The organism is Streptomyces sp. NPDC046931 (genome assembly GCF_040644655.1).
Lineage (GTDB): Bacteria > Actinomycetota > Actinomycetes > Streptomycetales > Streptomycetaceae > Streptomyces.
The window spans coordinates 116,560-142,140 of the sequence record NZ_JBEYWX010000006.1 but is presented as its reverse complement, the minus strand read 5'-3'; the positions used below and the strand labels follow the sequence as shown (position 1 = coordinate 142,140).

Genomic DNA, 25,581 nt, shown 5'->3' with positions numbered 1-25,581 from the left:
CGGTCCAACAGAGGAATCGGATGGGATTGAGCGTCTACGCTTCTCAATCATGGAATTGCGCCATCTCCAGCACTTCGTCGCGGTCGCCGAGGACCGGCACTTCACCCGGGCAGCCGAGCGGCTGATGGTGTCCCAGTCGGGTCTGTCGGCCTCGGTCCGGGCGCTGGAGCGTGAGTTGCGGGCCCCGCTGTTCGTGCGCACCACCCGCAGCGTCACCCTCACGGAGGCGGGCCGCGCCCTGCTGGTGGAGGCGGAGCGGATCCTGGCCCAGGTGCGGGCGGCCCGCGAGGCGGTGGCGGCCGTGCAGGGCGTGCTGCGCGGCACGCTGGCCCTGGGCACCGAGCAGTGCATCGCCGGGGTGCACGTCGCCCGGCTGCTCGCCGGTTTCCGGCGGCGCCACCCCGATGTGGAGATCCGGCTGCGGCAGGCGGGGTCGGGTGCGCTGGCCGAGGAGGTCACGGCGGGGCGGCTGGACCTGGCGTTCGCGGTGCGCACCCGGGCGGACACCGACCAGCTGCGGTCCGTACCGCTGACGAGCGAGCCGATGACGGTGCTGTGCCATCCCTCGCACCCGCTCGCCGGGCGCGGCCCGCTGACACCCGAGGACCTGGGCGGCGAGGCGTTCGTCGACTTCCACCCCGACTGGGGGCCGCGCCGCACCACCGACGCGGCGTTCGAGCAGGCGGGGGTCCATCGGACCGTGACGCTCGAGGTAAACGATGTGCACAGCCTGCTGGAGCTGGTGCACGAGGGACTCGGCGTCGCCGTCGTCCCGCGCCATTTCGGGCACAAGCCCGAGGCGTCCACCCTGGTCTCGCTCCCCGTCAAGGACGCCGCCGAGTACGAGACGGTGGCGATGCTGCCGCCGCACGAGGCCACCAGCCCGGCGGCCCGGGCGCTCATGAGCCTGCTCACGGCGGCCCCCGAGGACACGGCTGACACGGCGGACGCCGCGAACGCCTCCCGAGCCCGCTGACCGGCGCGCGACGGACGCGGGACACACGGCGGCCGGGTCGGCCCCTGCGCTCAGCGGGTTGGACGGACGCCCACGTGCGCGATACGCGATGGTGGAGCCATGCATGCGAAGGACATCCTCATCGACGCGTACAACCGCATCCGGGAAGAAGTCCATGCCGCCGTCGACGGTCTGGACCCGGACGACCTCAACGCCCGGCCGACCGGGGAGAGCAACTCCATCGCCTGGCTCGTCTGGCACCTCGCCCGTGTCCAGGACGACCACATCGCCGACGCCTTCGACCTCGACCAGGTGTGGCTCTCACAGGACTGGGAGAAGCGCTTCGCGCTGGATCTGCCGCGCCGCGACATCGGGTACGGCCACACCCCGGCGAAGGTCGCCAAGGTCCGGGTCGACTCCGGCGACCTGCTGACCGGGTACTACGACGCCGTGCACGAGCAGACCCTCGGGGCCTTGCGGGAACTGGCCGCCAAGGACCTGGAGCGCATCGTGGACGAGCGCTGGGACCCGCCGGTCAGCCTGGGCGTACGGCTGGTCAGCGTCCTGTCCGACGATCTCCAGCACGCCGGACAGGCCGCCTACGTACGAGGGCTGCTTCAGAGCGCGGCCTCGTAGCCGGGCAGGACCACGTCCCGGATGAGGGCGTTGCGCTCGTCGAACGGGATGAACGCGCTCTTGAGGGCGTTCACCGTCACCGCGCGCAGGTCCTCGACGGTCCAGCCCGCCTCCTCGACCAGCAGGGACATCTCGCGGGTCATCGTCGTGCCCGAGACCAGACGGTTGTCGGTGTTGAGGGTGACCCGGAAGCCCAGGTCCTTCAGAGCGGTGATCGGGTGCTCGGCGATCGAGGTGGCGGCGCCGGTCTGAAGGTTGGAGGTCGGGCACATCTCCAGCGCGACACGGCGGTCCCGCACCCAGCTCGCGAGCCGGCCGAGCTTGCCGTCGACGATGTCCTCGGTGATGCGCACGCCATGGCCGATGCGCTGGGCGCCGCACACCTGGAGGGCCTGGTGGATGCTGGGCAGGCCGTGCGCCTCACCGGCGTGGATGGTGAACGGGACGCTCTGCCCGCGCAGGTGCTCGAACGCGGCCAGGTGATCGGCGGGCGGGAAGCCGTCCTCGGCACCGGCGATGTCGAACCCGACGACTCCGGCGTCGCGGTAGGCGACGGCGAGGTCGGCGGCCTCGCGGACGCGGTCGAACATGCGCATGCCGCAGAGCAGGGTGCCGACCCGGACGGGAGTGCCGGCCAAGGCCGCCTTGGCCATACCGCCCGCGAGGCCCTCCTGGACGGCCTCCACGACCTCGCTCATCGACAGCCCGCCCTTGGTGTTCAGCTCGGGGGCGTAGCGCACCTCGGCGTAGACGACGCCGTCGGCGGCGAGGTCCAGAACGTACTCCTCCGCGACGCGCAGCAGGCCCTCGCGGGTCTGCATCACGGCAAGGGTGTGCTCGAAGGTGGCTATGTAGCGGACCAGGTCACCGGAGTTCGCGGCCTCGAAGTACCAGGCGGCGAGCTCGTCGGGGTCGGTGGCGGGCAGGCTGTGGCCGACCGCGGCCGCGAGTTCGACGACGGTGGCGGGGCGCAGGCCGCCGTCGAGGTGGTCGTGCAGGACGGCCTTGGGCAGGCGGCGGATCACTTCGGCATCTACGCGCGTAGCAGTCATGGCGGGTCTTTCCTTGAGCAGCGGTTCAAAGCGGTGGGAGGAGGATCACTCGGCGGGCTGGAGCAGGTCCCAGCGGTTGCCGTACAGGTCCTGGAAGACGGCGACCGTGCCGTAGGGCTCGTGCCGCGGCTCTTCCAGGAAGGCCACACCGGCGGCGGTCATCCGGGTGTGGTCGCGGGTGAAGTCGTCCGTGCGCAGGAAGAAGCCCACGCGTCCGCCGGTCTGGTCTCCGACCCGGGCGCGCTGCGCGTCGTCCTTGGCGCGCGCCAGGAGCAACCCGGTGCCATGGTCGGCGGCGCCGGGCTCGACGACGACCCACCGGGAGCCGTCGGGCCGCGGCTCGTCGGCCGCGAGCCGGAATCCCAGGGCCTCGGTGTAGAAGCGGATCGCCTCGTCGTAGTCGTCGACGACGAGGGTGACCAAGGCGATGCGTCTCATCAGGCCTTCCGGGACGGGGGACGTTGGTGCGTTATACGTAACACGAAGCGTACGGCATCCCGTCGAGTGGTGCTGGTCGCTCCCCCACGACCGGTGCCGCCGTGCCGGCGCCGGTGGGTCAGTCGCCTTCCTCGCCCTGGGCGATCTCCACCTCGTGATGGACGCCGATGATCCCGGTCGCCGAGGCGCACACGGAGACCGTGGCGCAGGCGACGAGCAGAGCGGCGATCCAGCGGGCGGCCCGGTGCGGCACTCTCGGGGCCGCCAGCAGCGCGGCGACCCTCTGTGGCACGGGTCCGGTGGTCGCGGCGGACACGAACGGCGGCCGCTCGGCCCAGGCGGCCCGGGCGGCCAGCGCGGCCCGGCCGATCGCCCGGGCGGTCAGCCGCCGGTCCCCGACCGCCGCGGCGGCGGTCTCGTCGGCCGCTCGTTCGGCCGCCAGGCGGATGACCGCCCGCAGGGGCCGCAGGCCCGGGTGACACAGCGCGGCGAGTTCGGCGGCGGCCAGGAAGTAGTGGTGCCCGGCCGCGTTGTGGGCGCGCTCGTGGGCGAAGAGCGCCTCCCGTTCGTCCGGGCCGAGGCTGCGGAGCATTCCGGTGGTGACCACGATGCGGTTCGGGCGTCCGGGCAGGGCGTACGCGTCCGGGCACGGGGAGTCGATGACGCACAGGTCGCCGGCGGTGGAGCGGCGGTCCGCCTCGGTGGTGGCGGCGCGGAAGGCCCGGGCCTGGCGCGTCACGGTGCGGCACGCGGTCCACAGGGTGACGGCGAGCGCACCCACGGAGAACGCGGCCGCCGGTACGACGAGCAGATCCGACCCGGTGCGCAGCGGACGCACCAGCTCCCCGAGCGCGGCGAACAGCGGCAGCTCGAGCAGCCCGGTGAGGACGTAGGCGCCCAGTGCGGTCAGGGAGCAGCACGCGAGGACGACCGCGGAGCCGGTCACCACCCACAGCGCGGTCGCGGGCGCGAGCCGCCGGAGGGCGCGACGGGCGAGGGGGGCCGTCACGAACGGCAGCGCGAGCGGAACGAGCAGCAGGAAGGTCACTGCTCACCCGATTCCAGCAGGTCCCGCAGGACACGCTCGTCGTCCTCGCTGAGCTGGGCGACGAAGCGGGCCAGAACGGTGTGCCGGTTGCTGTCCCGGTCCAGTTCGGTGTGCATGCGCCGGGCGGTCAGGCCGTGGGCGTCCTGGACGGGAAAGTAGGCGTAGCCGCGGCCCTGGCGCCTGCGGTCGACGACGCCCTTCTCGTGCAGCCGCGACAGGATCGTCGTCACCGTCGTACGGGCGAGACCGGCGCCCAGGCTCAGCTGCACCTGACCGGGCGTCTGGGGAGCGTCCGCGGCCCACAGGGCGGCCATGACGCCGGCTTCCAGTTCGCCCGCCGGGCGGCGCTCGTCCCTCGCTTCGGTCATGGAACCTTCCTCACCCCGTAATCGTCTACGATTCTGTAGACGGTCTACAGAATTGTAGTCCTCGCGTGTCCGGCCGGGGCCGTCCCGCACGTCCATTATGAAAGGGGTCCACGACCATGGACGCAGCATCGAGCACCGCACCGCCGCGCTCGCCCGGCGCCCCCCGGGCGGCTGCGTGAAGCGGGCGGACACCGCGGACCTCGCCGGTTCGGTGGCGGTGGGCGCGCTCGCGGCGTTCGCGCTGCTGGCGCTGACCGTGACCGGACGGGGCGGTTCCCCGCTGTTCGGCGACGAGGACCTGCTGGAGTGGTCGGTGGGCCACCGACCGCCCGCGATGGTGGCGGTGGCGCGGGCCGTGACGTTCACGGGCACGGGAGTCGTCCCGTATGTGCTCGCCGCCCTGGCGGGCCTGCTGGCGGGACGCACACCGCGACAGCGGGGCCCGGCGGTCGCCGCCGCGCTCCTGTGCCTGGCCGCGGGCCAGGCGGTGCGGTACGGGGTGATGTCACTGGTGGCGCGTCCCCGCCCGGCCCACCGGGACTGGGTCACGCACGCGTCGGGCTGGGCGTTTCCCTCGGGGCACACGACGACGGCCGCGATCGCGGCGGGGCTGCTGGCCCTGGCGATCCTGGCCCGCGCCCGACGGGGCGGAGCGGCCCTGGTCACGCTCGTCCTCACCTGGGGCGCACTCGTCGGCCTCACCCGCGTGTATCTGGGCGTCCACTGGTTCTCAGACGTCCTGGGCGGCTGGCTGTTCGCCCTGTGCTGGCTGAGCCTGTGCGTGTACACCGCCGCCCGCCTGGCCCGCGCACGGCGTCCGGCGGAGCCGAGCGGTCCTGCCCGTCAGCCGCAGGGCTGAGAAACCGATGCGGTGGACGGGCAGGTCGCCCGGTTCCCAGGCGCCCGCTTCCCAGGCGCCCACGGAGTCCACCGCGCCCGCGGTGATCGAGTGATTCGCGTGTGACGGACAGGCGTGGTCGCCGGGCGCTTTACGGATAGGTGTAGGTGTTCAGGGTGTCTACGGCGGACGCCGGGCTCCCGAGGTCGTAGCGGTCGACCGCGAGGAAGGTGGGCTTCTTGCGGGCGGCCGGCTGGCAGAACCGCTGGGTGCGGTCGGCGAGCTTGGTGTTGTCGGTCCGGGCCGTGGAAGCGATCGTCGCGTCACGGAAGTGGTTCATGACGAACAGCGGGCGGAAGCCGGGTTCGGTGCGGGTCAGAGGGATGGTGGTGTCCGCGGCGTACCAGCGGCTGTAGCAGGACCAGTCGGAGGAGCCCAGTCCCGAGCCCATGGACCAGTAGTTCTCCACCGTCCAGTCCTTCTGGTACATCACACCGAAGCTGTCGCGGGTGAGCCCGGCGGCCTCGTCGGAGGAACGGCTGTGGTCCGTGAAGATCAGCAGCCGGTGGCCCGCCGCGGTCAGATCGGCCATCTTCGGCCAGCCGTTCTGCCGCACGCCGGTCCGGTCCGGACGGTAGAGCACGTCCGGCAGGCCGTTCACCCGGGCCAGTTCGCTGCGCAGGACGCCCGGGTCGACGTAGTCCTCGAGGAAGATGGTGGCGAACTGATCCGGGTGCGCCTTGAGGAAGTCCACGATGCGCTGGACGTCCACCCACAGGGCGACCGGCCTGCTGACCAGGGTGCAGCTGTCGTGGCAGAGGATGGCCCCGTCGGGTGTCTGATGGATGTCCAGCATGAACCCGCGTACTCCGTCGGCCAGTTGCTGGTTGATGCCGCGTGTTTGATTGGGCACCAGATTCACGAAGGGCGGGGCGAAGCCGCCGTCGACGCCGTTGGCGTAGGCGTTGTGCGCGGTGAGGAACGTGACCTGGTCGAGGGTGCGCTGGTCCGCGGGCGGCATGGGGCGGGTGGGGGACGTTACGGGTGTGAGGTACCAGGAGGCCAGGCCGCCGGAGGGGCCGATGGCCAGCTGAGCGGGGTAGTTGGCGCCGGACGGCTTGGCGGCGACCGTCAGATAACGGTCGGTTCCGGGGGCCTTGAGGGTGTATTGGTCGCCGCCCGCCGGCGTCATCTCCCAGGACGCGTCGGCACTCGTGCAGGCGACCGTGCGGGCCTGGTCGCCGGAGCGGCCGAGGCAACTGCCCTGAGTGCCGGCGCTTTCGAGGACGTACGAGGATCCGGCGGCTCTCAGGTTCCACTGCTGGTGGTCCTCGTTGCCCTTGGGGTTGTGCTGCTCGACGACTCCCCCGTTGTCGGCCGCGTTCAGCCCGGTGGTCGCGCTCTGCACGTAGTAGGCACCGGTGGCGGGGATCGCGGCGGCCGCGTGGGACTGAGGCGCCACGACCGCGGCGGCCAGCGCGGTGGCCGCGGCCAGCAGGGCGTGGGGGGTTCGCATGGCAGTGCCCTTCCTTCGACGAAGCATGGTCAGGTGCATGACAGCACGCCCGGCGGTCGTATGGCGGCAGGAAAGGTGGCCGCCGGGTGAAGCTCCAACAACCCGGGCACGGCCGCTCCCGGGCAAGGGCGGCGCGGAGCGGTCCTTGCGCGCACGCGCCGGTCCGGCCGGTCGCGGCGCGGGGGCGGCCGTGGTGGGGGGTTGCGGAGGCACACTCAACCGCGTTGATCTGCACCAGTCAAGGGTGTAGACCTGTCAAGTGCGGCGGTCCGGGCGAGCGCCTCGGCCGGCCGGAGTGCGGCCGGTGCGCTCGGCCTCATCGGGCGGGGACATACCGGTCCGCGGGACCGACGGCGGAGAATGCCTCTCATGACCACCGCAGAGCACCCGCTCGTCATCCGCGCCCGGCAGCTGGCCGCCGATCTCCTGGTGCCCCGGGCGGAACGGGTCGACCAGGAGGGCTTCCCCGCGAGCCATGTCCAGGCACTCAAGAGTTCGGGGCTGCTCGGCCTCAACGCGCCGACGGAGTACGGCGGGGCGGCGGCACCCGGTGCCGTCGCCCGGGAGACCGCGGAGATCCTGGCCGGGGCGTGCTGTTCGACGTGGTTCGTGGTGACGCAGCACTACACGCCGGTCAAGCTGCTGGCCTCGGCGGATGTGCCGGTGCGGGAGCGGCTGCTCCGGCCGCTGGCGACGGGCGAACTGCTGGCCGGAATCGCCTACGCCCATGTCCGCGCCTTCCCGCGGATCCCCGTGCGGGCCACACCCGAGCGAGGCGGCTGGCGCTTCGACGGCACCGTGCCGTGGTACACGGGGTGGACGCTGAACGACGTGATGCTGCTCGCGGGTGTGTCCGAGGCGGACGATGTGGTCTTCGCCTTCACCGAGGCACGCGAGCAGCCGGGGCTGCGCGCGTCGGCGCCCATGCGGCTCGCGGCACTCACGGCCGCCCGTACGGTCTCTCTGGAACTGCACGGCCTGTGGCTGCCCGGGGAGGCGGTCGTGCTGCGCACACCGCGGCAGAAACTCGCCCTGGTCGACCGGCCCCGGAACGCCAACGCCTCCCCGGCCGTCTTCGGCGTGGCGTACGCGGCGCTCGAACTGCTGGAGGGCAGCCCGGATGCCAAGGACACGGCGCGTTCCCTGCGGGGCCGTCTCGACGAGGCGCGGCGGGAGTCCTACGCGCTGTGGGACCACCCGGTGCCGCACGAGTGCTTCGAGGAACGGCTCGCGTGGAAACTGCGGGCCCACGATCTGATGCGGGCCGCGACGACCGCCGCGCTCGTGGCCGGGGGCGGCCGGTCCACGCTCATGGACAGCCGGGCCCAGCGGCTGGCGAGGGAGGCGATGTTCCTGCTGGTGCAGGGGCAGACGGCCGAGGTGCGCCGCGCCCACCTCGACCATCTCTCCTGCTGAGCCCCAGCCTCTTTGACGGCGACCCGGCTCGCGAACGGCGCCGGGAGCGCAGCACCAGCCGAACCGGGTGCTCCCCGAGCATGACGCGCCGGGCGATACGGCGCCCCGCTCCGGGTGTCCGTCCGGTCAGTCGTCGTCGCGGGCCGGGACCACCACGAGGAACGTGTCCGACGCCAGATCCATGACGACCTTCGCGGGCTCACCCTCGGCACGGCGGGCCGCCGCGAACTCCTCCGCCGGCCACGCTCCGCGCGGAGCTCCTGCGGGAAACCGCTCCAACACCTTCGTGCCCATAACGGCAGACACCTCCAGCATCGACCGTCGGCTCGCCCCGACGACCAGCGACAACTCTCGTAGGATCCGCCTGCCCTCGATCGACGCCCACATGTCCGGCTTGCGGGAACCGTCTTTCTCCCGGCGGCCCGTCACCGCCCGGCACTCCCTCGGCGCATTCGGAACGCCCCCGCCAGGGGAAGACATCTCCGAACGACACCGACGACGAAGGACCACACTGATGAACGGCGACGAGGCCGGACCGGGGCTGCGCTGCCTGGTGACCGGCGCCACGGGATACATCGGCGGCCGGCTCGTCCCGGAACTGCTCGCCGCCGGGCACCGGGTGCGCTGCCTGGCCCGCTCGCCGGGCAAACTGCGCGACCATCCCTGGGCGGGCGAGGTCGAGGTGGCGGCCGGGGACGTCACCCGGCCGGAGTCGGTCGCCGAGGCCATGCGCGGCGTCGACGTCGCGTACTACCTGGTGCACGCCCTCGGCACGGGCAGCGGCTTCGAGGACACGGACCGCACGGCCGCGCGGACCTTCGGGGAGCAGGCCCGGGCCGCGGGAGTGCGGCGCATCGTCTACCTCGGCGGTCTGACGCCGGTGGGCGTCCCCGAGCGGGAGCTGTCCCCGCATCTGCGCTCCCGGTCCGAAGTCGGCCGCATTCTGCTGGACTCCGGTGTCCCGACCACCGTACTGCGGGCCGCCGTCATCATCGGCTCGGGCTCGGCCTCCTTCGAGATGCTGCGCTATCTCACCGAGCGCCTGCCCGTCATGGTCACCCCGCGCTGGGTGCGCACCCGGACCCAGCCCATCGCGGTGCGGGACGTGCTGCGCTTGCTGGTGGGCAGCGCGCGCATGCCCGGCGAGGTCAACCGCGCCTTCGACATCGGAGGGCCGGGTGTGCTGACGTACCGGGAGATGATGGTCCGGTACGCGGCGATCGCGGGCCTTCCGCGCCGGGTCGTCGTGCCCGTCCCGGTCCTCACCCCCGGCCTGTCCAGTCTCTGGGTCGGACTCGTGACGCCCGTGCCCGCGTCCCTCGCCCGGCCGCTCACCGAGTCCCTGCGCCACGAGGTCGTCTGCCGTGAGCGGGACATCGAGCGGTATGTGCCCGCCCCGCCGGGGCATCCGATCGGTTTCGACGAGGCGGTCCGGCTGGCGCTGAAGCGGGTGCGCGACGCACAGGTCACGACCCGCTGGTCGTCCGCGTCGCCGCCCGGCGCCCCGAGCGACCCGCTGCCCACCGACCCGGACTGGGCCGGTGGCAGCCTCTACACCGATCGTCGGGAGCTGACGGTCCACGCATCCCGCGAGGCGCTGTGGCAAGTCATCGAGGGCATCGGCGGCGACAACGGCTGGTACTCCTTCCCTCTCGCCTGGGCGGCGCGGGGATGGCTGGATCGACTGGCCGGCGGGGTCGGGCTGTGCCGGGGGCGACGCGACGCCGAGCGACTGCGGGTCGGCGACTCCCTGGACTTCTGGCGGGTGGAGGAGGTCGAACCCGGGCATCTGCTGCGGCTGCGGGCCGAGATGCGGCTTCCGGGGCTGGCCTGGCTGGAGATGTACGCCGAGCTCGACGGCCGGGGCCGCACCCGGTACCGGCAGCGGGCCCTGTTCCATCCGCACGGGCTCCTCGGGCACGCCTACTGGTGGGGCGTCTCACCCTTCCACGCCATCGTCTTCGGCGGCATGGCCCGCAACATCGCGAAGGCGGCCGCCCGGACTCCGTCCGTCCCCGCCCCCGATGACACGACCCTCCGCTGACGCCCGCATCCGCGGGGCGTCCCCGGACGGAAGCAGATCACGGCAACCCCCTCGCGTCACGGAGTCCGCTTCATGAACGTCTCGGTCGTCCTGTTCACCTCGGATCTGCGTCTGCACGACCATCCGCCGCTGCGGGCCGCCCTCGACGGCTCCCGTCAAGTCGTGCCGCTGTTCGTGCGCGACCGGGCCGTGGCGGCCGCCGGGTTCGCCGCGCCGAACCGGCTGGCGTTCCTCGCGGACTGCCTGCGGGACCTGGACGAGGGTCTGCGGGCCCGGGGCGGCCGGCTCGTCGTCCGCTCCGGGGACGTCGTCGACGAGGTGTGCCGGGTGGTCGCCGAGGCGGACGCGTGCGAGGTGCATCTGGCCGCCGACGTCAGCGCCTACGCGCAGCGGCGTGAGGAGCGGCTGCGGGGGGCCCTGGAGGCGGAGGGGCGCCGGCTGCACGTCCACGACGCCGTGAGCACCGCCGTGCCGCCCGGCGCGGTGACCCCGGCCGCCTCTGACCACTACGCCGTCTTCACTCCGTACTTCCGGCAGTGGTCCCGGCAGCGGTTGCGCGACGCCCTCGGTGCGCCCCGCACGGTGCGGGTGCCGGACACCGTCGGGTCCGAGGAACTTCCCGTGCGTGCGGAGGTTTCGGAGGTCTCGCCGGGGCTCGCCGCGGGCGGCGAGAGCGAGGGCAGGAAGCGTCTCGCGGCCTGGTTGCGCGGCGGCGTCACCGTGTACCAGGACCGCCACGACGACCTCGCGGCCGACGCCACCTCCCGTCTGTCGCCGCACCTGCACTTCGGCACGCTCTCCCCGGTCGAACTCGTCCACCGGGCCCGGGGAGCCGGCGGCCCGGGCGCCGACGCCTTCGTACGGCAGCTGGCTTGGCGGGACTTCCACCGCCAGGTCCTGGCGGCGCGTCCGGACGCGGCCACATCCGACTACCGCACGAAGCACGACCGCTGGCGTTCCGAGCGAGAGGCCCGCGCGGACATCGAGGCGTGGCGCGCGGGCCGTACCGGTTACCCCGTGGTCGACGCGGCGATGCGCCAGCTGCGGCACGAGGGCTGGATGCACAACCGGGCACGGCTGCTGACGGCGAGTTTCCTCACCAAGACCCTGTATGTGGACTGGCGGGTCGGCGCCCGCCACTTCCTTGCGCTGCTGGTCGACGGCGACCTCGCCAACAACCAGATGAACTGGCAGTGGGTGGCCGGAACCGGCACCGACACCCGGCCGGGCCGGGTCCTCAACCCGGTCGGCCAGGCCAAGCGCCACGACCCGGACGGGGCGTACGTGCACCGCTGGGTGCCCGAACTCGCCGGTCTGGACGCGCCCGTGGTGCACGAGCCGTGGAAGCTGCGCGGCCCGCAGCGTGCCGTCTACGACGCCTACCCGGACCCGATCGTCGACCTCGCCGAGGGCCTGGCACGCTTCAAGCGGGCCCGCGGACACGGCTGAGGACCACGCCTGGCCGTTACGGCGCCCGCGGCGCGCCCGGCCGCCGTCCTCAGCCCTGAGCCCGCCGAAGGCGGTCAGCCCACCGTCGGCGCGAATCCGGCGGCGGGTGCAGTGAGGGCTACGGCGCGCTCGCAGACCGGGCGAGGAGGACGGCGGGGCCGCGGGGTGCTCGCCCGGCCCGCGGCTGTGCCGCGATCGCGCGGCTCTCGCCCGTAAGCACCAGTCGTCCGAAGACGGCGAACTCGTAGGCGGCGAACCGGGGCGCGGCAACGGCCGATTGGCCCCGGCCCGGGCTTCCTTCGACCGGGTGACGGCATGGCCTTTCGTTCGCCGGTCAGGGAATGGGTGAAAGACGGGTCCGCCGCGCGGCGCGCCCCGCACGGGCGGCCGGACGGCGGCACGCACGGTCACGCGCCGATACGGCCCGGACGGGAAGGTCAGTGGTGGACGGACAGGCGTCGGTATCCCCCAGGAGACGGCCATGGCCGCGGCGAGTCGGTGTCCCGGCCGGCCCGGACACGGCGTGCGGTGCCGGACGCGCCCTCAGCCGGGCCGGACGGTTGTGGCCGGTGCTGTGGACGGCCCTGCGGCGCACCCCGGTGGCGATGTGGCGGGACGACGTGTCGGACTGGGCCGCGGCACTGACGTACTACGCCATCCTCGCCCTGCTGCCCATGTTCCTGATGGCGTTCTCCTTGATCGGGGCGGTCAGCCCGCATCTCACCGATGCGCTCATCACACGGGTCACGGCCTGGGCGCCGGCCGAGGCGGGGACGGCTCTGCACAGTACGCTGCGCCGCCTGGCCGGGGAGCGGTCCGCCGCGGTGACGGTGGCCGTCGGCGGCGGGGCAAGCGCACTGTGGTCGGCCTCCAGTTATCTGGCGGTGTTCCGGCGAGCGCTGCACGATCAGCATGGTGTCGCGGACAACCGGCCCGCCCTGCGCAAGGCGCACCGGATTCTGCTCACGGCCGTGACGCTGCTGCCCCTGCTCTTCGGCAGCGCCCTGCTGCTCGTCCTGAGCGGGCCGCTGGTGAGGGCGCTGGGACGGTGGGCGGGGCTCGGGAAGGCGGGCGAGACCGTATGGGTCCTGCTGCGCTGGCCGGCACTGGTGGCCCTGGTGGCGCTGCTGGTGCTGGTCCTCTTCCGGACGGGGCCGCCGCAGGCCCGGGAGTTGCGTCATGCGGTGCCGGGCGGGGTGCTCGCGGCGGCGCTGTGGCTGACCGCCTCGGTGAGCTTCACGGCATACGCCACCGGGCTCGGCACCTACAGCAGGCTCTACGGATCGCTGGCGGGCGTGGTCGTCTTCCTTGTGTGGCTGTGGATGTCCCATCTGTCGCTGCTGGCGGGGGCCCAGTTCGCGGCCGAGCTGACGCGCGCGGAGCGAGAGCGGTGAAGCGGCCACGGCTACACATAAAGAAAAAATAAGAGCACAATGAGTGTACGCGGCGATTCACCGCATACCGCTTCAGCGCGGCCATGCCGCAGAGTCGAAGGAGACGAGTGATGGCTCACGTCTCGCACACCAAAGGGGACATGACGACCCACCCCGATATCCACGAAATGCGGGCTCGCTACGCCCGTATGGTCGGTGGCCGCGATGTGGCGCTCATGGACGGGCCGGTGTTCCTGCTCGGTCTGTACTGCGCCGCATCCCCGTGGATAGTCCACTACACGACGAGCCAGCCCCCGCTCGCCACGCACAACCTCATCATGGGGATCGCGATCGGGCTGCTGGCTCTCGGCTTCACCATCATGCCGGAGCGCATGTACGGCCTGAGCTGGGCCATGTGCGCGCTGGGCGCCTGGATGATCATCTCGCCGTGGATCGTCGGCACGGCCCCGGACACCGGAGTCGTGGTCAACAGCATCGTCATCGGCGCCCTCGCGGTGGTCTTGGGCATGCTGTGCGCGGGCGTGACCACCAGGAGCGCTGCGCGCCCGTAACCCTGTCCACCCGTCACCGGGCACCGCGAACGCGGAGGCACACCCGGGGGCCGGTCCGCGGCGGCGGACCGGCCGACGCGCCCGCGGGTTCCGCCGGGCGGGCTACGCGCCCGCGGGTTCCGTGCGGGGCGCCACGAGATACTCTCCGCGACCTCCTTCGGCCCGAACGGCCAGACCTTCTCCAGCCGGGCCCACACCAGGAACGCCACACAGCCGAGCGCCGGCCAGGCCGGTGACCACTCGATGGGGTGGCGGCCCGGCGAGTTCCTGTCCGCGTAGCCGTAGATGACCAGCCAGCCGACGAGGGCGACGAGGCTCGGCACGGGGTACAGCCACATCCGGTACGGGCGGTGGAGCCCCGGCTGCCGCTTGCGCAGCACCGTCACGGCCGTGATCTGCGGACGCTGGAGGACGCGGTGTCGGGCATGGCGGTCGTCGGGTCGGCGCGGGCGTTCGGGATGACCGGTCAACAGCTCACGGCGAAGGCGGTGTTCGACGCGGCCCGGCAGGGCCATCCCGCCGCGGCCCAGGCCGTGCAGCAGGAGGGCGAGCGCATCGCGCACACGGTGGCGGCCGCGGCGGCCGTGCTCGACCCGGACCTGGTGGTGCTCGGCGGCGGCGCGGGCCACAGCGTCGACCTGCTGCTGCGCCCCGTGCGCGAAACGCTGCGCTCCCTCACCGCTCCGCCCGAAGATCGCGCCGAGCCGGCTGGGTGAGGACGCGGTGCTGCTGGGAGCACTGGCGACCGCCCTGGGGACGGCACGGGACGTGGTGTTCGAGCGCCGGTCGGCGGCGCCCCGACCAACTGGCCCAGGCGCAAAGGCCGGACAGGGGTGGGCCCGGGAGCCCACCCCTGGGGAGGTCAGCTCACATTGAGCGCCGTGTCGTCGACGACGAACGACGTCTGGAGGCTGGAGCCCTCGGTTCCGGTGAACTTGAGGGTGACCGTCTGCCCCGCATAGCTCGCGAGACTGAAGCTGCGCTGGGTGTAGCCGCTGCCGGCCTGGAGGTTGGAGTACGTCGCCAGGGTGCCCAGCACGGTTCCCGAGCCGTTGAGAATCTGCACCTTGAGGGTGTCGTACGCCGTGCTCGTGGTGGTCTCGTCCGTGTCGATGTGCAGGTAGAAGCTCAGCGTGGCGGTGGTGCAGCCGGACGGGATGCTCACCGGCTGGGAGAGGGTGTCGGTGTGCGCGGAGCCGTAGCCGTCCAGCCAGGCGTAGAAGGAGCCGGTGCGGGGCGACTCGCTGCTGGAGTCCGTGATGACGCCGCTGCCGGCGCTCCAGGTGGTGGCGCCGGACTCGAAGCCGTCGTTCCCGAGGAGCTGGGCGGCGGTGCAGGAGGTGGAGCCGCCGCCTCCGCCCCCGCTGCTGCCGCTCGCGCCGAAGAGCCATTCGGTGGCGTTGAGGGCCAGGGCGGCGTTGGTGGCGCCGGAGTCGTTCCAGCCGTCGTAGAGCGTGTTGCCGGACTGGCCGGTCCCGTCGTCGACCGGGGAGCTGTCGCCCCAGAAGGCCACACGGCCACTGCCGAAGGTGCTGGTCAGAAAGAACGCTCCGGTGTTGCCCGAGTAACCGCTGCGGTAGATCAGGCCCTTGACGGAGGAGTTGTCGGAGGGCTTGAGCGTGGCGGTGGTGCCGTTGGCGATGAGGCTCTTGGTAACGGTGCCGAAGGAGCCGTGCAGGACCGGGTCGGTGCTGTCGCTGACGGCGGCCGGGTAGCCGGAGGTGATGTTCAGCGAGTCGATGGAGAAACCGAACGGGTCGGTGGAGTCGACGCTGTTGTTGGTCATCAGGTCATTGAGGATCTTGACCGCGTCGGAGCCGTCGTTGTTGCGGTCGGCGCCGGCGTGGTCGGAGATCATGAACAGGCCGCCGCCGTTCTTCACGAAGTTCATGATCGCCGTCTTCTCGGCCGTCGTGAACAGCGTGTTCGGCTCGGGCAGGACCAGGGTGTCGAATCTCGACAGATCGGTCGCGGAGGAGCCACCGTAGCTGAGGCTGGATCCCGAGGGCAGCGTCTTGAGGCTGTAGTTGCCCGTCTTCTGAAGGGCGACACCCCAGGACGAGAGGGCGCCGGTCCAGTCCTTCTCGGCGGACGGGGTGGAGTCCTGGCCGAGGGGGTCGGGCTGGCTGGTGGAGATGATCCAGTCGGCGTTGCCGGCGGTCTCCGCGTGCGCGTTGTCGAACAGGACGCGGTGGGGGGTGGCCGCATGGGCCGGCGTGGCGGCCGTGGTCGCCTGGACGGCGGCGCCCGTGGCGAGCAGGCCGAACACGGCAAGGGCCGTGGTGCGTCCGTGGCGGGATCTGGTGGGTCCGGGCATCCGGCAGACCTCCGTGAGGGGAGTCGAGGGGAATCATGGGGAGTTGCGGGGGGCCGGGAAGAGCAGCGTGCGGGGTGCCGTGCGTCTTCGCGCGTAGAACCATCGTCACGGTCTGCGCGCGTAGAACTCCTTCTTACGCCACCCGCGCGACGGACTGTTGAACGGTACATGGCAACCGAGAGACTGAACGGGAGAATGCCGCCCCGGCAGGACGAGGATTGACCCGGCGTTGACCGGTCGTTGAAACGGAACGGACTGTTGCCACGCTCAGCGGGAACATAGACGAGTGCAGAGGCCTTCACCATAAGGGGCGGAGATGGAGATATCCGGCATCATCAGTGCCCTCGTCATCGGGCTCATCATCGGTGTCCTGGGGCGGCTCGTCGTCCCCGGGCGCCAGCACATCGGCGTCCTGTGGACGATCGTCGTCGGCATCGTGGCGGCCTTCATCGGGGCCGGAATCGCCGCGGCGGTCGGCGTGGCGGACACCAAGGGCGTGGACTGGATCGAGTGGCTCATCCAGATCGGTCTGGCGGCACTGGGCGTCGCGGCCCTGGACCGGGCACGGGCGCGGAGCTGACGGCGCGTTCCGGCCGCGACGGCCGTCACCGGCACACACGGGTGCGCCGGACACGGCGGCCGTCACCGGCACACTCGATCGCCTGACGCAACGGCCGTCACCGGCACGGGCGAACGCCCGACGGGACGGCCGTTGCGTCAGGCGCCGAAGGTCAGCCGAGTTCCAGGGTGGTCACCCCGTACACACGCTCCTGTGCGAACGGCCTGACCGGCCCCGTGTACATCCGGGCCGTCTCGAAGGACGGGGTGAGACCGGCGCGTTCGGCGAGCGCGACGGCGGCCGTGTTGGGTTCGGGGACGTCGATGGCGATGGGCCGGCCCGCGACTTTGGCGCTCAGGGTGGTGAAGAGCGCATCGGCGTCGTCGGCTGTGTCCGCGAACAGGGGGCCGACACGCAGGCCGTCACGGGCGGGACGGATCACCGCGTAGCCGGTCAGTCTGTCGTCCTCGCAGCGGACGAAGACCCGGTGCTCGGGGGCGGTGAGCCAGTGCTCCAGGAAGCGGGGGCGGTCGGCCGGGTAGCAGACGCTGTCGTACGCGATCACGGAGTCGAGGTCCGCCTTCTCGGCCGGGCGAACTCCGGGCGCCGCCTCCCCCGTGGGGGCGGGCCCGGTGAACCGCACGGTGCGGTGGGCCGGCTGGAACCCGGACCGGCGGTAGTTGTCCTGCTGGGCGACGACACCGTCCAGACCGATCGTGCGCCCGCCGGCGTGGGCGAGGCCCGTCTTCCAGGTGGCCAGTCCGAGGCCCCGGCCACGCAGGTCGGGGCGTACGAGGTAGCAGCCCAGGAAGGCGTAGTCGGCGCCGTAGGTCACGACGGAGATCGCCGAGACGGGTTCCTCGCCGAGCCGTCCGATGAAGAAGCCCCTGGGGTCCTGGGCGAAGAAGGCCGGGCCGTCGGACGCTCCGGGGTTCCAGCCCTCGTCCGCCGCCCAGCCGCTGATCACCGGCCAGTCGTCGAGCGTGGCCCGGGTGACGACGAGGGCATCGGGACCCGCAGACGTCATCGTGGCGCTTCCTTCCGTGGGGGATGGCGGTCGGTGCGGTGATCGGCCGCACCCGCAGCATCCTTCCCGATGCCGGGGTCGTACGCCATGCCGGCCTGCCCCTGTGGCCGAGAACGATCCCCTTCGCGGGAACGGCTCCTGACGACCGGTGGGACGCGAACGAGGGCCCCGCGGACGCTCGTGCGGCGGGACCCTCTTCGGCATACCGGGGACGGCTCAGCGGGTCGCGGCCGCACGGAAACGGCGGTACAGGATCGTTCCGCCGAGCACCAGGGCGGCGCTTCCCGCCAGCGTGGGCAGGGGCGCTTCCGCACCCGTGTGGGCGAGCACGCCCGCCGGCCGCGGGACGGTGTGGGCCTGCGGCGGGGGGGTGTGCGGCCTCGGCGGTACGGCCGGCCGCGGGGTGGGGCGGTGGGGCCGGCCTGGCGAGGTGTTCGTGGACGTGTTGCCCTCGGCCCTGTTGCCGACGCCGACCACGCTCACCGCGTTGCCGGAGAGGTTCACCGGGAGGTGGACCGGCAACTGCACCTCGTTGCCGGCGAGCAGGCCGCCCGAGCCCGTGGCCCGTCCGTGCGCGGAGGAGCCGCCGGGAGCGGTCCCGGTTCCCTGGTGCGGACCGCCCCGGGACCTGCCCTGGTTCACACAGGCGTTGCCCGCGGCCGGGTCGAGGACCCCGATGACGTTCACGGTGTTGCCGCACACGTTGACCGGCACGTGCACCGGCAGCTGGATGCTGTTGCCGGAGATCAGTCCGGGCGAACCCGCATCGGTGCCGTTCGCCGCGGAGTCCGCGTGCGCCGGAAGCGCCGCTACCAGCGCTCCCGAGGCGGCGGCCGCGGCGATCAAACCATTTCGGGTAACCCGTTTCATAGGTTCCCTGCCTTCCAGACATCGTCGCGAGCACTCGCTCGCACCCGATAAAACGCAGAGGGACCAATCCGAGTTATGGCTTATCCTCCTTTCACCCCATCGAGTGGCCCGGTGTCGAACTGTCAGGTGAGGGACAGCTCGGGCGTGTAGAGGTCGAGCCACAGCGCGAGGTCCAGGGTCCGTTCGAGGCCGCGGCGCGAGGTCTGGGTGATCTGCGGCGTGTCACGCCGGGCGGCCTGCCGTACCCGTTCCCGGCCGACGGGGCGGAAGACGGGATGATCGGGGCGGGAGAGCAGATCCTTGGCGTGCTCCTGGAGGGCGACCGCGTACCTCGGATCCTGCGTGGACGGGTACGGGCTCTTGGCCCGGTCGTAGACGGACTTCGGGATCAGGTCCCGGGTGGCCTCCCGGAGCAGGCACTTCTCCCTGCCGTCGAACGACTTGAGCGACCAGGGCGTGTTGTACACGTACTCCACGAGCCGGTGGTCGCAGTACGGCACCCGCACCTCCAGGCCGACCGCCATGCCGGCGCGGTCCTTGAGGTCGAGCAGGAGCCGCACGAAGCGGGTCAGATGGAGGTGGCAGATCCGCCGCATCCGGTACTCGAAGTCGCTCTCGCCGTCCAGGCGCGCGATTTGGAGACCGCCGAGCGGTACCCGTCCGCGATGTACGCCTCGAGGTCGAGGGCCTCGGTCAGTTCGGGGCGCAGGACGTCCTCCTCCTCGTCGGAGCGGAGGACGGGGGACACGAGCCGGGGGAACGTCTCGGCGGCACGGGCCTCCTCGTCGAAGAACTGGAGGTGACCGCCGAAGACCTCGTCCGCGGACTCCCCCGACAGCGCCACCGTGGAGTGCTCACGGATCGCCCGGAACAGCAGCAGCAGCGAGGTGTCCAAGTCGCCGAATCCGGCTGGGAGATCCCGGGCGTGGATGACCGCGGCGCGCACGTCGAGGTCGGCGAGGGCATCCGCGTCGAGGACGATGTCCCGGTGGTCGGTGCCGCAGGCGTGGGCGACGTCGTGCACGAAGGGCGTGTCGGGTGTGCGGCGCAGCTCGTCGGCGACGAAGTGGTCGGCCTGCCCGACGAAGTCCACCGCGAAACTGCGCACCTTCTCGCCGTGCCCGGCCAGCTGCCGTGCGGCTCGGGTCCGCGGCAGGCCATCGTCTCCGTCATGGCGTCCAGGGTCGTGCCCTCGGCCCGCAGATCACGGTCGTAGGAGGCCCAGCCGGTGATCCCGCACATGTCCGACCTCCCGCGTCCTGACCCTCGCACCCAAACCAGATGTATCGGGCAGCTATATGTCGAGCGTGTGTCACGTGCGCAGGGCGGTCAACTCGTCCGTCACGGTGCGGACCCCGGTCCCCAGGCCTTTCGGCCCGGTTGCGTCGTGCGTACCCGCGGACCGGCTCCGTGCCGGGCCGGATCCGCCGGGTCTCGGCTACCGGCAAAGAGTTCGCCAACCCCTCGCACGGCCGGACAGCCGCCACACGAGGGCGTACGGCACGGCGGCGGCCCGGTGGCCGGTTGCCCCGAATGCCCGACACTCGAATCGGCCCTAAGGTGCTGATATGGAAGCGCTCAGTCCCTCGACCCTCGCGGAACTGCGCCGGCCGCGGCCGTACCCCGCGGTGTCGGTCTTCGCGCCGACGCACCGCCGCGAGCCGGACAACATCCAGGACCGCGTACGGCTGCGCAACGCGCTGGCCGACGCGAAGAGGCAGCTCGAGTCCGATCCCGCGGTCACCCGTGAGCGCCGCGTCGACGTCGAGGCCCAGCTCGACCAGGCGCTCAGCGAGGTCGACCTGACCTACACCGAGGACGGCGTTGTGATCTTCGCGGCGCCCGGCGAGCACCAGGTGTGGTCGCTGTCCCGTACGGTGCCCGAGCGGGTGGTGCTCTCCGACACCTTCCTGACCCGCAACCTGGTGGCCGCGCAGGCCGCGCAGCGGCCGTTCTGGGTACTGGCGGTCTCCGCGGACCGGGTCACGCTGTGGAACGGCGGTGCCGGCCAGGTCACCGAGGAGCGCAGGGGCGCCTTCCCGCTGACCCGGGGCCGGGAGAACTTCGACGCGGAGCGCCGGCAGCAGATCGGCGACATGCCGAGCACCTTCCGTGACGAGGGCACCCGTCATTTCCTGCGCGAGGCCGACACCGCGTTGAGCAGGGTTCTGCGCCAGGACCCGCGGCCGCTGTACGTCACCGGCCAGCCGGCGGCGCTGTCGGCCCTCGACGAGGTCGGCACTGTCACCAAGGACGCGGTCCACGCCCCGCACGGCGGTCTCGCCCACGGCACCCGCGACACCGTGTGGCGTGCGGTTCAGCCGATCATCGCCGCAGAGGACGTCAGGAACGTCGACACGGCCGGCCGTGAGCTGGTGGCGGCGCGCGGCCGCAAGGCGTACGCCGCCGGGGTGGACGAGGTCTGGCAGAACGCGTCGGAGGGCCGCATCCGGCTGCTCGTCGTGGAGGAGAACTACCGGGTGACGGTCCGTGACGATGCCGGTGATCACCTGGTGCCGGCCGAGAGCGGGGACCTGGACGTCCGCGAGGACATCGTGGACGAGATCGTCGAGCGGTGCCTGGACACGGGCGCCGAGGTCCGCTTCGTTCCCGACGGCACCCTCGGCGACGCACAGGGCATCGCCGGGGTGCTCCGCTACTGAACCCGCCCCTTCCGCGGTCTACCCTGCCCGGGACGATCGGCGGAAGGGGAGGGCGGCACATGGGCGGCCTGCTGGGCGTAGCGGTACTGGGTGCGGGACACATGGGGACCGACCATGTACGCCGTCTGGACCGTGGCGTGAGCGGAGCCAGAGTGGTGTCCGTGGCGGATCCCGACACGGACCGCGCCAAGGAGGCCACGGGCGGCATCGACGGCGTACGGGTGTGTCCCGAACCGGAGGCGGCTCTCGACGCTCCCGGCGTCCAGGCCGTGCTGATCGCCTCCCCCGGACCGGCGCACGAGGAGGCGCTGCTCGCGGCCTTCGCGCGCGGGCTGCCGGTGCTGTGCGAGAAACCGCTGGTTCCGGACGCTGCCGGGGCGCTGCGGGTGGTGGAGGCGGAGGCCCGGCTCGGACGGCGGCTCACGCAGGTGGGGTTCATGCGGCGGTACGACACCGAGTACATGCGTCTGAAGTCCCTGCTGGACAGCGGACGACTGGGCCGGGCCCTGATGCTGCACTGCACGCACCGCAATGTGTCCTCGCCTCCGCACTTCACCACGGACATGCTGATCAACAGCTCCGTCTCGCACGAGATCGACGCGGCCCGCTGGCTGCTGGGCCAGGAGCTGACGGCGGTGTCGGTGCTGTGTCCGCGGCCGTCCCGGAACGCCCCCGAGGACCTTCTCGATCCCCAGTTCGTGGTGTTCGAGACCTCGGGCGGCGCCCTTGTCGACGTGGAGGTCCTCGTCAACTCCGGCTTCGGCTACCAGGTGCGCTGCGAGGCGGTCTGCGAGGACGGCAGCGCCCGTATCGGCGACGGGCACACCATGGTGGTGACGAGTGGCGGGACCGCGCACGAGGAGGTCGCGCAGGACTACCTCGTGCGGTTCGCGGAGGCCTACGACCGGGAGGTGCAGGCCTGGGTCGACGCCACGCGGCAGGGGCGGGTCACCGGGCCGTCCGTATGGGACGGGTACGCGGCCTCGGCGGTAGCCGAGGCCGCGGTCCGGGCGCGGCGGGACGGTGTCCGGCAGACCGTGGACCTCGCCCCGCGACCGGAGCCGTACGCCCACTACGACGGCCACCCGGACGCAGTGACACACACGCTCCCCGGGCGCACGCTTGAGCGATGACTCAGCCGTATCCGCGACCCCTCAAGTCCCTTGCGTCACTCGGGACTTGATCGGTCCGGGCCGGCGCGCCCGCCGACCCCCGGGGACACTCCACCGGGCCGGTGGCATATGCCAGAAGCACCACCGTATCGTGTGTTGCCAAATCCCTTACAGGGCGTCGCGGGCTGTGCAACAGTCGTAACGGTCCTTCCGTAAGCCTTGGTCGAACCGTCCCGTATCGGAGCGCGTCATGCCACCCCATCTCTCCGCGGACCGCCCAGCCGCCCGGTCCCCCCGGCACGGCACGGTGGACGCGCTTCTCTCGCAGACACGGCAGCTGCGCGGAGAGGTGGACGCCGTACGGCGGGAGGCACCCGAGGACGGCTCGGATCCCGAGGGCCGCTGGCAGCGCGCACTGTGCGACCTCGCACTGCACCAACTCAACGATCTGGACGAGCACTTGGGACAGCTGCGGGACGGCCCTCCGGCCGTGGCCGCCGAGCACCGTGGCGCGGACCCCGGCCCGGCGGTCCCGCTCCCGGCCCCAGGCGGCTCGCTGCTCAGCCGGGTCGGCAGCGCGGAGTGGAACCTCCTGACCGACGAGGCGAGTTGGTCCGGGGAGCTGTACCGGATCCTCGGCCGCGACCCCTCGGTCCCCGCGCCGACCCTCGACGAGCTGCCCTCGCTGGTGCACGACGAGGACCGGCCGCTGCTGACGGCGATGGTCACGGACTGCCTGGTCGACGGCAAGCCCATCGACGGCGAGTTCCGGATCGTGCGCCCCGGCGGCGAGGTCCGCACCGTGCACATGATGGGCGAGCCCGTGCTCGACGCCGACGGCAGCACCGCCTCGATGTGGGCCGTGCTGCGGGATGTCAGCGAACTGCGCCGCAGTCAGCGGACCGTGCACGAGACCCGTGACTCGTTGCAGCGTCACCGGCAGCGTGCGCAGACCGAGCACCGGCTCGCGGTCGAGTTGCAGGAGGCCGTGCTACCGCCCTGGCACGGCTCCCTGCGGCTCCCGCGCCACGGCCCCGGCGCACTGGACCTGGCCGCCCGCCATCTGCCGTCGTCCATCGGCGCACCGATCGGCGGCGACTGGTACGACGCACTGGAGCTGCCCGACGGGGACACCCTGCTCAGCGTCGGCGACCTCACCGGACACGGGGTGACCGTGGCCTCGGGCATGGCGACACTGATCGGCGCCCTGCGCGGGATGGCCGTCGCGGGCACCGAACCCGGCACCTTGATGGGCTGGCTCAACCAGTTGCTCGACGCCTCCGTCCAGCCGGCCCTGGGCAGCGCGGTCTGCTGCCGCTACCGGCCCGCCACCCGAACCCTGAGCTGGGCGCAGGCAGGACACCCCGCCCCGCTGCTCTACCGAGGCGAGACGGGGCGCGTGCTGGCAGCACCGGACGGCGTGCTGCTCGGGGCGACCTCGTCCGCCGCCTACGGGCAGGCCGAAGTGACCCTCGAGGAAGGCGACCTGCTGCTCCTGCACACCGACGGGCTGGTCCCGCGGCGCAGTGGAACGGCAGCCGTCCGGGAGCTGCTCGACCTGGCCCCGCGCCTCGGCGGAGCCCGCACGGCCCAGGACTGCGTCCGGATGGTCGTGGAGGCGTTCGGCGACAACGCGCGCGAGGACGACGCCTGCCTGCTCGTCGTCAGGGTCGTCTCCTGACGAACGGGCACCTCGGGCTGACGGACGGGTCCCCCGGACCGGTCTTCGACGGACGGGTTCCCCGGACCTGCGCGGGTGAGCGGATCCGTCACAAGCCGCCTCACGCCGGTGCGCGGTTGCCGCTCCCGGGTTTTGTGAGGCCCTTGGGAAGCGCCCGTTTGATCTCCTCACGCAGGTCCTGGATCTTCGGGTAACTGGCGTACTGTCCCGTGAGCCGGTACATCTCGCGCAACCGGTCCCAGGTCCGCAGGGACGAATTCGCGCCCATGGAGGTCAGGGCCAGTCGTGCGTAGCGGTCGGCCTGTTCCGGGTCGTCGGCGATGAAGCAGGCGGAGGCGAGCGAGATGTGGTCGAAGATCTTCGACCGGTCCCGGCCCGTGCCCCGCAGCTCCAGCGCCTCCTTGGCGTGCCGCTGGGCGATCAGGGCCGCACCCGGCTCGTGTTCGGCGAGAGTGCGGTAGGCCAGGGCCTGCATTCCGTGCAGATCCGCCTCGTCGAACAGCTGCATCCAGCTCGGCGGGGGCACGTCCCCCTTGTCGGAGACGAACAGGTCCTCCGCCTCGCCGAGGGTGCGCCGCATGGCCTGCCCCTTGCCCATGGACGCCTGTGCCCAGGCCTCGATGGTGCAGAGCATGGCCTTGGTGCGCGGCAGCACCTCTTCGCCCGAGCCGGACTTGGCGAGCTGCATCAGGTCCAGTGCGTCGTCGGGCCTGCCGAGGTGCACCATCTGGCGGGCGGCACGGGAGAGTGCCTCCCCGGCGCGGGGACGGTCGCCGCCCTCACGGGCCGCGTGGGCGGCGATGACGAAGTACTTCTGCGCCGTGGGCTCCAGGCCGACGTCGTGCGACATCCACCCGGCGAGGACGGCGAGGTTGGCGGCGACGCCCCACAGGCGCCGCTGGAGGTGGTCGGGGTGGCGGTAGGCGAGCATGCCTCCCACTTCGTTGAGCTGTCCCACGACAGCCTTGCGCTGCAGCCCGCCGCCGCGGGCTGCGTCCCAGGCCCGGAACACCTCGACCGAGCGCTCCAGTTCCTCGATCTCCTGCGACCCGATGGGGGCGGCCTCGTAGCGGTCGAACCCAGCGGGGTCGGCGTGCAGGGGATCGTCGAAGCGGGGAGCGTCGGCCGCGAGGGCCGGATCGGTGTGCAGCCAGTCGTGCATGGCACTGCTGAGTGCGGATCCCGCGGCGAGCGCGGCGCCCGCGCTCACCAAGCCGCGTCGGTTGAGCATGAGGTCCATTCCCGTGAATTCGGTGAGGACCGCAGCAGTCCGCTCGGGCGCCCACGGAACTCCGTCGGGGTGCTGCGCATGCCCGTCGTCACGCCGTCTCCCCACGCGCCCGTGCCGGACCAGACCGAGGTCCTCGATGGTCACGACACGGCCGAGTCGCTCGGTGAACAGCGCCGCCAGCACCCGCGGAACCGGATCGCGCGGGATCTCTCCCATGTCGATCCAACGCCGCACCCGTGAGGTGTCGGTCGCCAGCTGGGGGTGACCCATGGCCGCCGCCTGCCGGTTGACCATCCTCGCGAGCTCGCCCTTGGACCAGCCGGCCAGGCCGAACAGGTCCGACAGGCGGGTGTTGGGTTGTCCGCTCACGTCAAGCCCCCAGGTTCTCGGCTGAGTCGACAGTAGCCCGCCGTCAG

At 72.1% G+C, this 25,581-nt stretch carries 22 protein-coding genes and 3 pseudogenes; 13 read left to right on the top strand and 12 right to left on the bottom strand.

Annotated elements, in window-relative coordinates:
• Positions 1-49: 49 nt before the first annotated feature.
• Positions 50-976: a LysR family transcriptional regulator gene (locus ABZ876_RS14350; RefSeq protein ID WP_361779437.1), complete on the top strand. Its 927-nt coding sequence runs from the start codon at positions 50-52 to the stop codon at positions 974-976.
• A gap of 99 nt (positions 977-1,075) precedes the next feature.
• Positions 1,076-1,591 (top strand): DUF664 domain-containing protein, encoded by a 516-nt coding sequence (locus ABZ876_RS14345; RefSeq protein WP_361779434.1) that lies wholly within the window; start codon positions 1,076-1,078, stop codon positions 1,589-1,591.
• Here the strand turns inward: ABZ876_RS14345 and ABZ876_RS14340 are convergent.
• The 4 genes from ABZ876_RS14340 to ABZ876_RS14325 all read right to left on the bottom strand — a co-directional run bounded on the left by ABZ876_RS14340 (position 1,573) and on the right by ABZ876_RS14325 (position 4,497).
• The gene (locus tag ABZ876_RS14340; RefSeq protein ID WP_361779431.1) at positions 1,573-2,643 is read right to left on the bottom strand and encodes an adenosine deaminase; all 1,071 of its coding nucleotides are present in this window, start codon (positions 2,641-2,643) and stop codon (positions 1,573-1,575) included. The genes ABZ876_RS14345 and ABZ876_RS14340 overlap by 19 nt on opposite strands.
• A 45-nt stretch (positions 2,644-2,688) precedes the next feature.
• Positions 2,689-3,081, bottom strand: coding sequence for a VOC family protein (locus tag ABZ876_RS14335; RefSeq protein WP_361779428.1), 393 nt, complete (start codon positions 3,079-3,081; stop codon positions 2,689-2,691).
• 118 nt (positions 3,082-3,199) lie between these two features.
• Positions 3,200-4,129: a M48 family metalloprotease gene (locus tag ABZ876_RS14330; RefSeq protein WP_361779425.1), complete on the bottom strand. Its 930-nt coding sequence runs from the start codon at positions 4,127-4,129 to the stop codon at positions 3,200-3,202.
• Positions 4,126-4,497, bottom strand: a complete 372-nt coding sequence (locus tag ABZ876_RS14325) for a BlaI/MecI/CopY family transcriptional regulator (RefSeq protein WP_361779422.1) — start codon at positions 4,495-4,497, stop codon at positions 4,126-4,128. Before ABZ876_RS14325 ends, ABZ876_RS14330 begins: the two co-directional genes overlap by 4 nt.
• Positions 4,498-4,672: 175 nt before the next feature.
• Between ABZ876_RS14325 and ABZ876_RS14320 the strand changes: the two genes are divergently transcribed.
• Positions 4,673-5,356: a phosphatase PAP2 family protein gene (locus ABZ876_RS14320; RefSeq protein ID WP_361779943.1), complete on the top strand. Its 684-nt coding sequence runs from the start codon at positions 4,673-4,675 to the stop codon at positions 5,354-5,356.
• Positions 5,357-5,486: 130 nt separating this feature from the next.
• Here ABZ876_RS14320 and ABZ876_RS14315 read toward each other — a convergent pair whose 3' ends face one another.
• Positions 5,487-6,851, bottom strand: a complete 1,365-nt coding sequence (locus ABZ876_RS14315) for a phospholipase (RefSeq protein WP_361779419.1) — start codon at positions 6,849-6,851, stop codon at positions 5,487-5,489.
• Between the two features lie 369 nt (positions 6,852-7,220).
• Here ABZ876_RS14315 and ABZ876_RS14310 point away from each other — a divergent pair, with 369 nt between their 5' ends.
• Complete coding sequence (locus ABZ876_RS14310; protein WP_361779416.1) at positions 7,221-8,267, top strand: acyl-CoA dehydrogenase family protein; 1,047 nt, start codon at positions 7,221-7,223, stop codon at positions 8,265-8,267.
• 126 nt (positions 8,268-8,393) lie between these two features.
• On the opposite strand, the gene ABZ876_RS14305 is transcribed toward ABZ876_RS14310, so the two are convergent.
• Positions 8,394-8,582 carry a hypothetical protein gene (locus tag ABZ876_RS14305; protein WP_361779940.1) on the bottom strand — a complete coding sequence of 63 codons (189 nt, stop codon included), beginning with the start codon at positions 8,580-8,582 and terminating at the stop codon, positions 8,394-8,396.
• A gap of 199 nt (positions 8,583-8,781) precedes the next feature.
• Between ABZ876_RS14305 and ABZ876_RS14300 the strand changes: the two genes are divergently transcribed.
• From ABZ876_RS14300 to ABZ876_RS14285, 4 genes are all read left to right on the top strand, one after another.
• The gene (locus ABZ876_RS14300) at positions 8,782-10,311 is read left to right on the top strand and encodes an SDR family oxidoreductase (RefSeq protein WP_361779413.1); all 1,530 of its coding nucleotides are present in this window, start codon (positions 8,782-8,784) and stop codon (positions 10,309-10,311) included.
• Positions 10,312-10,383: 72 nt separating this feature from the next.
• On the top strand, positions 10,384-11,760 hold the full coding sequence (locus ABZ876_RS14295) for a deoxyribodipyrimidine photo-lyase (protein ID WP_361779410.1): 1,377 nt from the start codon (positions 10,384-10,386) through the stop codon (positions 11,758-11,760).
• 569 nt (positions 11,761-12,329) lie between these two features.
• Positions 12,330-13,154, top strand: a complete 825-nt coding sequence (locus ABZ876_RS14290) for a YihY/virulence factor BrkB family protein (RefSeq protein ID WP_361779407.1) — start codon at positions 12,330-12,332, stop codon at positions 13,152-13,154.
• 110 nt (positions 13,155-13,264) lie between these two features.
• Entirely contained in the window at positions 13,265-13,705 is a 441-nt protein-coding gene (locus tag ABZ876_RS14285; RefSeq protein ID WP_361779404.1) for an SPW repeat protein, read from the top strand.
• A gap of 143 nt (positions 13,706-13,848) precedes the next feature.
• Here the strand turns inward: ABZ876_RS14285 and ABZ876_RS14280 are convergent.
• Positions 13,849-14,103 (bottom strand): annotated as a pseudogene (locus ABZ876_RS14280) (amino acid permease); the annotation flags it as partial.
• Positions 14,104-14,109: 6 nt separating this feature from the next.
• Between ABZ876_RS14280 and ABZ876_RS14275 the strand changes: the two are divergent.
• Positions 14,110-14,497: pseudogene (locus ABZ876_RS14275) on the top strand (ROK family protein); the annotation flags it as partial.
• Between the two features lie 70 nt (positions 14,498-14,567).
• Here the strand turns inward: ABZ876_RS14275 and ABZ876_RS14270 are convergent.
• Positions 14,568-16,022: a hydrolase gene (locus tag ABZ876_RS14270; RefSeq protein WP_361779401.1), complete on the bottom strand. Its 1,455-nt coding sequence runs from the start codon at positions 16,020-16,022 to the stop codon at positions 14,568-14,570.
• A 316-nt stretch (positions 16,023-16,338) separates the two neighbouring features.
• On the opposite strand from ABZ876_RS14270, the gene ABZ876_RS14265 reads away from it, so the two are divergent.
• Positions 16,339-16,602 carry a GlsB/YeaQ/YmgE family stress response membrane protein gene (locus ABZ876_RS14265; RefSeq protein ID WP_361779398.1) on the top strand — a complete coding sequence of 88 codons (264 nt, stop codon included), beginning with the start codon at positions 16,339-16,341 and terminating at the stop codon, positions 16,600-16,602.
• Positions 16,603-16,753: 151 nt separating this feature from the next.
• Here the strand turns inward: ABZ876_RS14265 and ABZ876_RS14260 are convergent, their stop codons facing one another.
• From ABZ876_RS14260 to ABZ876_RS14250, 3 genes and pseudogenes are all read right to left on the bottom strand, one after another.
• Positions 16,754-17,608, bottom strand: coding sequence for a GNAT family N-acetyltransferase (locus tag ABZ876_RS14260; RefSeq protein WP_361779395.1), 855 nt, complete (start codon positions 17,606-17,608; stop codon positions 16,754-16,756).
• A 216-nt stretch (positions 17,609-17,824) separates the two neighbouring features.
• On the bottom strand, positions 17,825-18,454 hold the full coding sequence (locus tag ABZ876_RS14255) for a chaplin (protein WP_361779392.1): 630 nt from the start codon (positions 18,452-18,454) through the stop codon (positions 17,825-17,827).
• A gap of 146 nt (positions 18,455-18,600) precedes the next feature.
• Positions 18,601-19,619, bottom strand: a pseudogene (locus ABZ876_RS14250) (asparagine synthase C-terminal domain-containing protein); the annotation flags it as partial.
• A gap of 427 nt (positions 19,620-20,046) precedes the next feature.
• Between ABZ876_RS14250 and ABZ876_RS14245 the strand changes: the two are divergent.
• The 3 genes from ABZ876_RS14245 (at position 20,047) to ABZ876_RS14235 (ending at position 23,934) form a co-directional block, all read left to right on the top strand.
• A complete protein-coding gene (locus tag ABZ876_RS14245; RefSeq protein WP_361779390.1) occupies positions 20,047-21,141 on the top strand; it encodes a chemotaxis protein in 1,095 nt (364 codons plus the stop codon).
• A 59-nt stretch (positions 21,142-21,200) separates the two neighbouring features.
• A complete protein-coding gene (locus ABZ876_RS14240; RefSeq protein ID WP_361779387.1) occupies positions 21,201-22,274 on the top strand; it encodes a Gfo/Idh/MocA family oxidoreductase in 1,074 nt (357 codons plus the stop codon).
• 229 nt (positions 22,275-22,503) lie between these two features.
• Positions 22,504-23,934 (top strand): SpoIIE family protein phosphatase, encoded by a 1,431-nt coding sequence (locus ABZ876_RS14235; RefSeq protein WP_361779384.1) that lies wholly within the window; start codon positions 22,504-22,506, stop codon positions 23,932-23,934.
• A 100-nt stretch (positions 23,935-24,034) separates the two neighbouring features.
• On the opposite strand, the gene ABZ876_RS14230 is transcribed toward ABZ876_RS14235, so the two are convergent.
• A complete protein-coding gene (locus tag ABZ876_RS14230; protein ID WP_361779381.1) occupies positions 24,035-25,534 on the bottom strand; it encodes a hypothetical protein in 1,500 nt (499 codons plus the stop codon).
• Positions 25,535-25,581 lie beyond the last annotated feature (47 nt).

Coding starts and splice junctions, on each gene's coding strand:
- ABZ876_RS14240 (WP_361779387.1), top strand. CDS start 21,201: ATGGGCGGCCTGCTGGGCGTAGCGGTACTGGGTGCGGGACACATGGGG.
- ABZ876_RS14265 (WP_361779398.1), top strand. CDS start 16,339: ATGGAGATATCCGGCATCATCAGTGCCCTCGTCATCGGGCTCATCATC.
- ABZ876_RS14305 (WP_361779940.1), bottom strand. CDS start 8,582: ATGCTGGAGGTGTCTGCCGTTATGGGCACGAAGGTGTTGGAGCGGTTT.
- ABZ876_RS14295 (WP_361779410.1), top strand. CDS start 10,384: ATGAACGTCTCGGTCGTCCTGTTCACCTCGGATCTGCGTCTGCACGAC.
- ABZ876_RS14345 (WP_361779434.1), top strand. CDS start 1,076: ATGCATGCGAAGGACATCCTCATCGACGCGTACAACCGCATCCGGGAA.
- ABZ876_RS14245 (WP_361779390.1), top strand. CDS start 20,047: ATGGAAGCGCTCAGTCCCTCGACCCTCGCGGAACTGCGCCGGCCGCGG.
- ABZ876_RS14260 (WP_361779395.1), bottom strand. CDS start 17,608: ATGACGTCTGCGGGTCCCGATGCCCTCGTCGTCACCCGGGCCACGCTC.
- ABZ876_RS14235 (WP_361779384.1), top strand. CDS start 22,504: ATGCCACCCCATCTCTCCGCGGACCGCCCAGCCGCCCGGTCCCCCCGG.
- ABZ876_RS14300 (WP_361779413.1), top strand. CDS start 8,782: ATGAACGGCGACGAGGCCGGACCGGGGCTGCGCTGCCTGGTGACCGGC.
- ABZ876_RS14325 (WP_361779422.1), bottom strand. CDS start 4,497: ATGACCGAAGCGAGGGACGAGCGCCGCCCGGCGGGCGAACTGGAAGCC.
- ABZ876_RS14335 (WP_361779428.1), bottom strand. CDS start 3,081: ATGAGACGCATCGCCTTGGTCACCCTCGTCGTCGACGACTACGACGAG.
- ABZ876_RS14310 (WP_361779416.1), top strand. CDS start 7,221: ATGACCACCGCAGAGCACCCGCTCGTCATCCGCGCCCGGCAGCTGGCC.
- ABZ876_RS14350 (WP_361779437.1), top strand. CDS start 50: ATGGAATTGCGCCATCTCCAGCACTTCGTCGCGGTCGCCGAGGACCGG.
- ABZ876_RS14285 (WP_361779404.1), top strand. CDS start 13,265: ATGGCTCACGTCTCGCACACCAAAGGGGACATGACGACCCACCCCGAT.
- ABZ876_RS14315 (WP_361779419.1), bottom strand. CDS start 6,851: ATGCGAACCCCCCACGCCCTGCTGGCCGCGGCCACCGCGCTGGCCGCC.
- ABZ876_RS14340 (WP_361779431.1), bottom strand. CDS start 2,643: ATGACTGCTACGCGCGTAGATGCCGAAGTGATCCGCCGCCTGCCCAAG.
- ABZ876_RS14270 (WP_361779401.1), bottom strand. CDS start 16,022: ATGCCCGGACCCACCAGATCCCGCCACGGACGCACCACGGCCCTTGCC.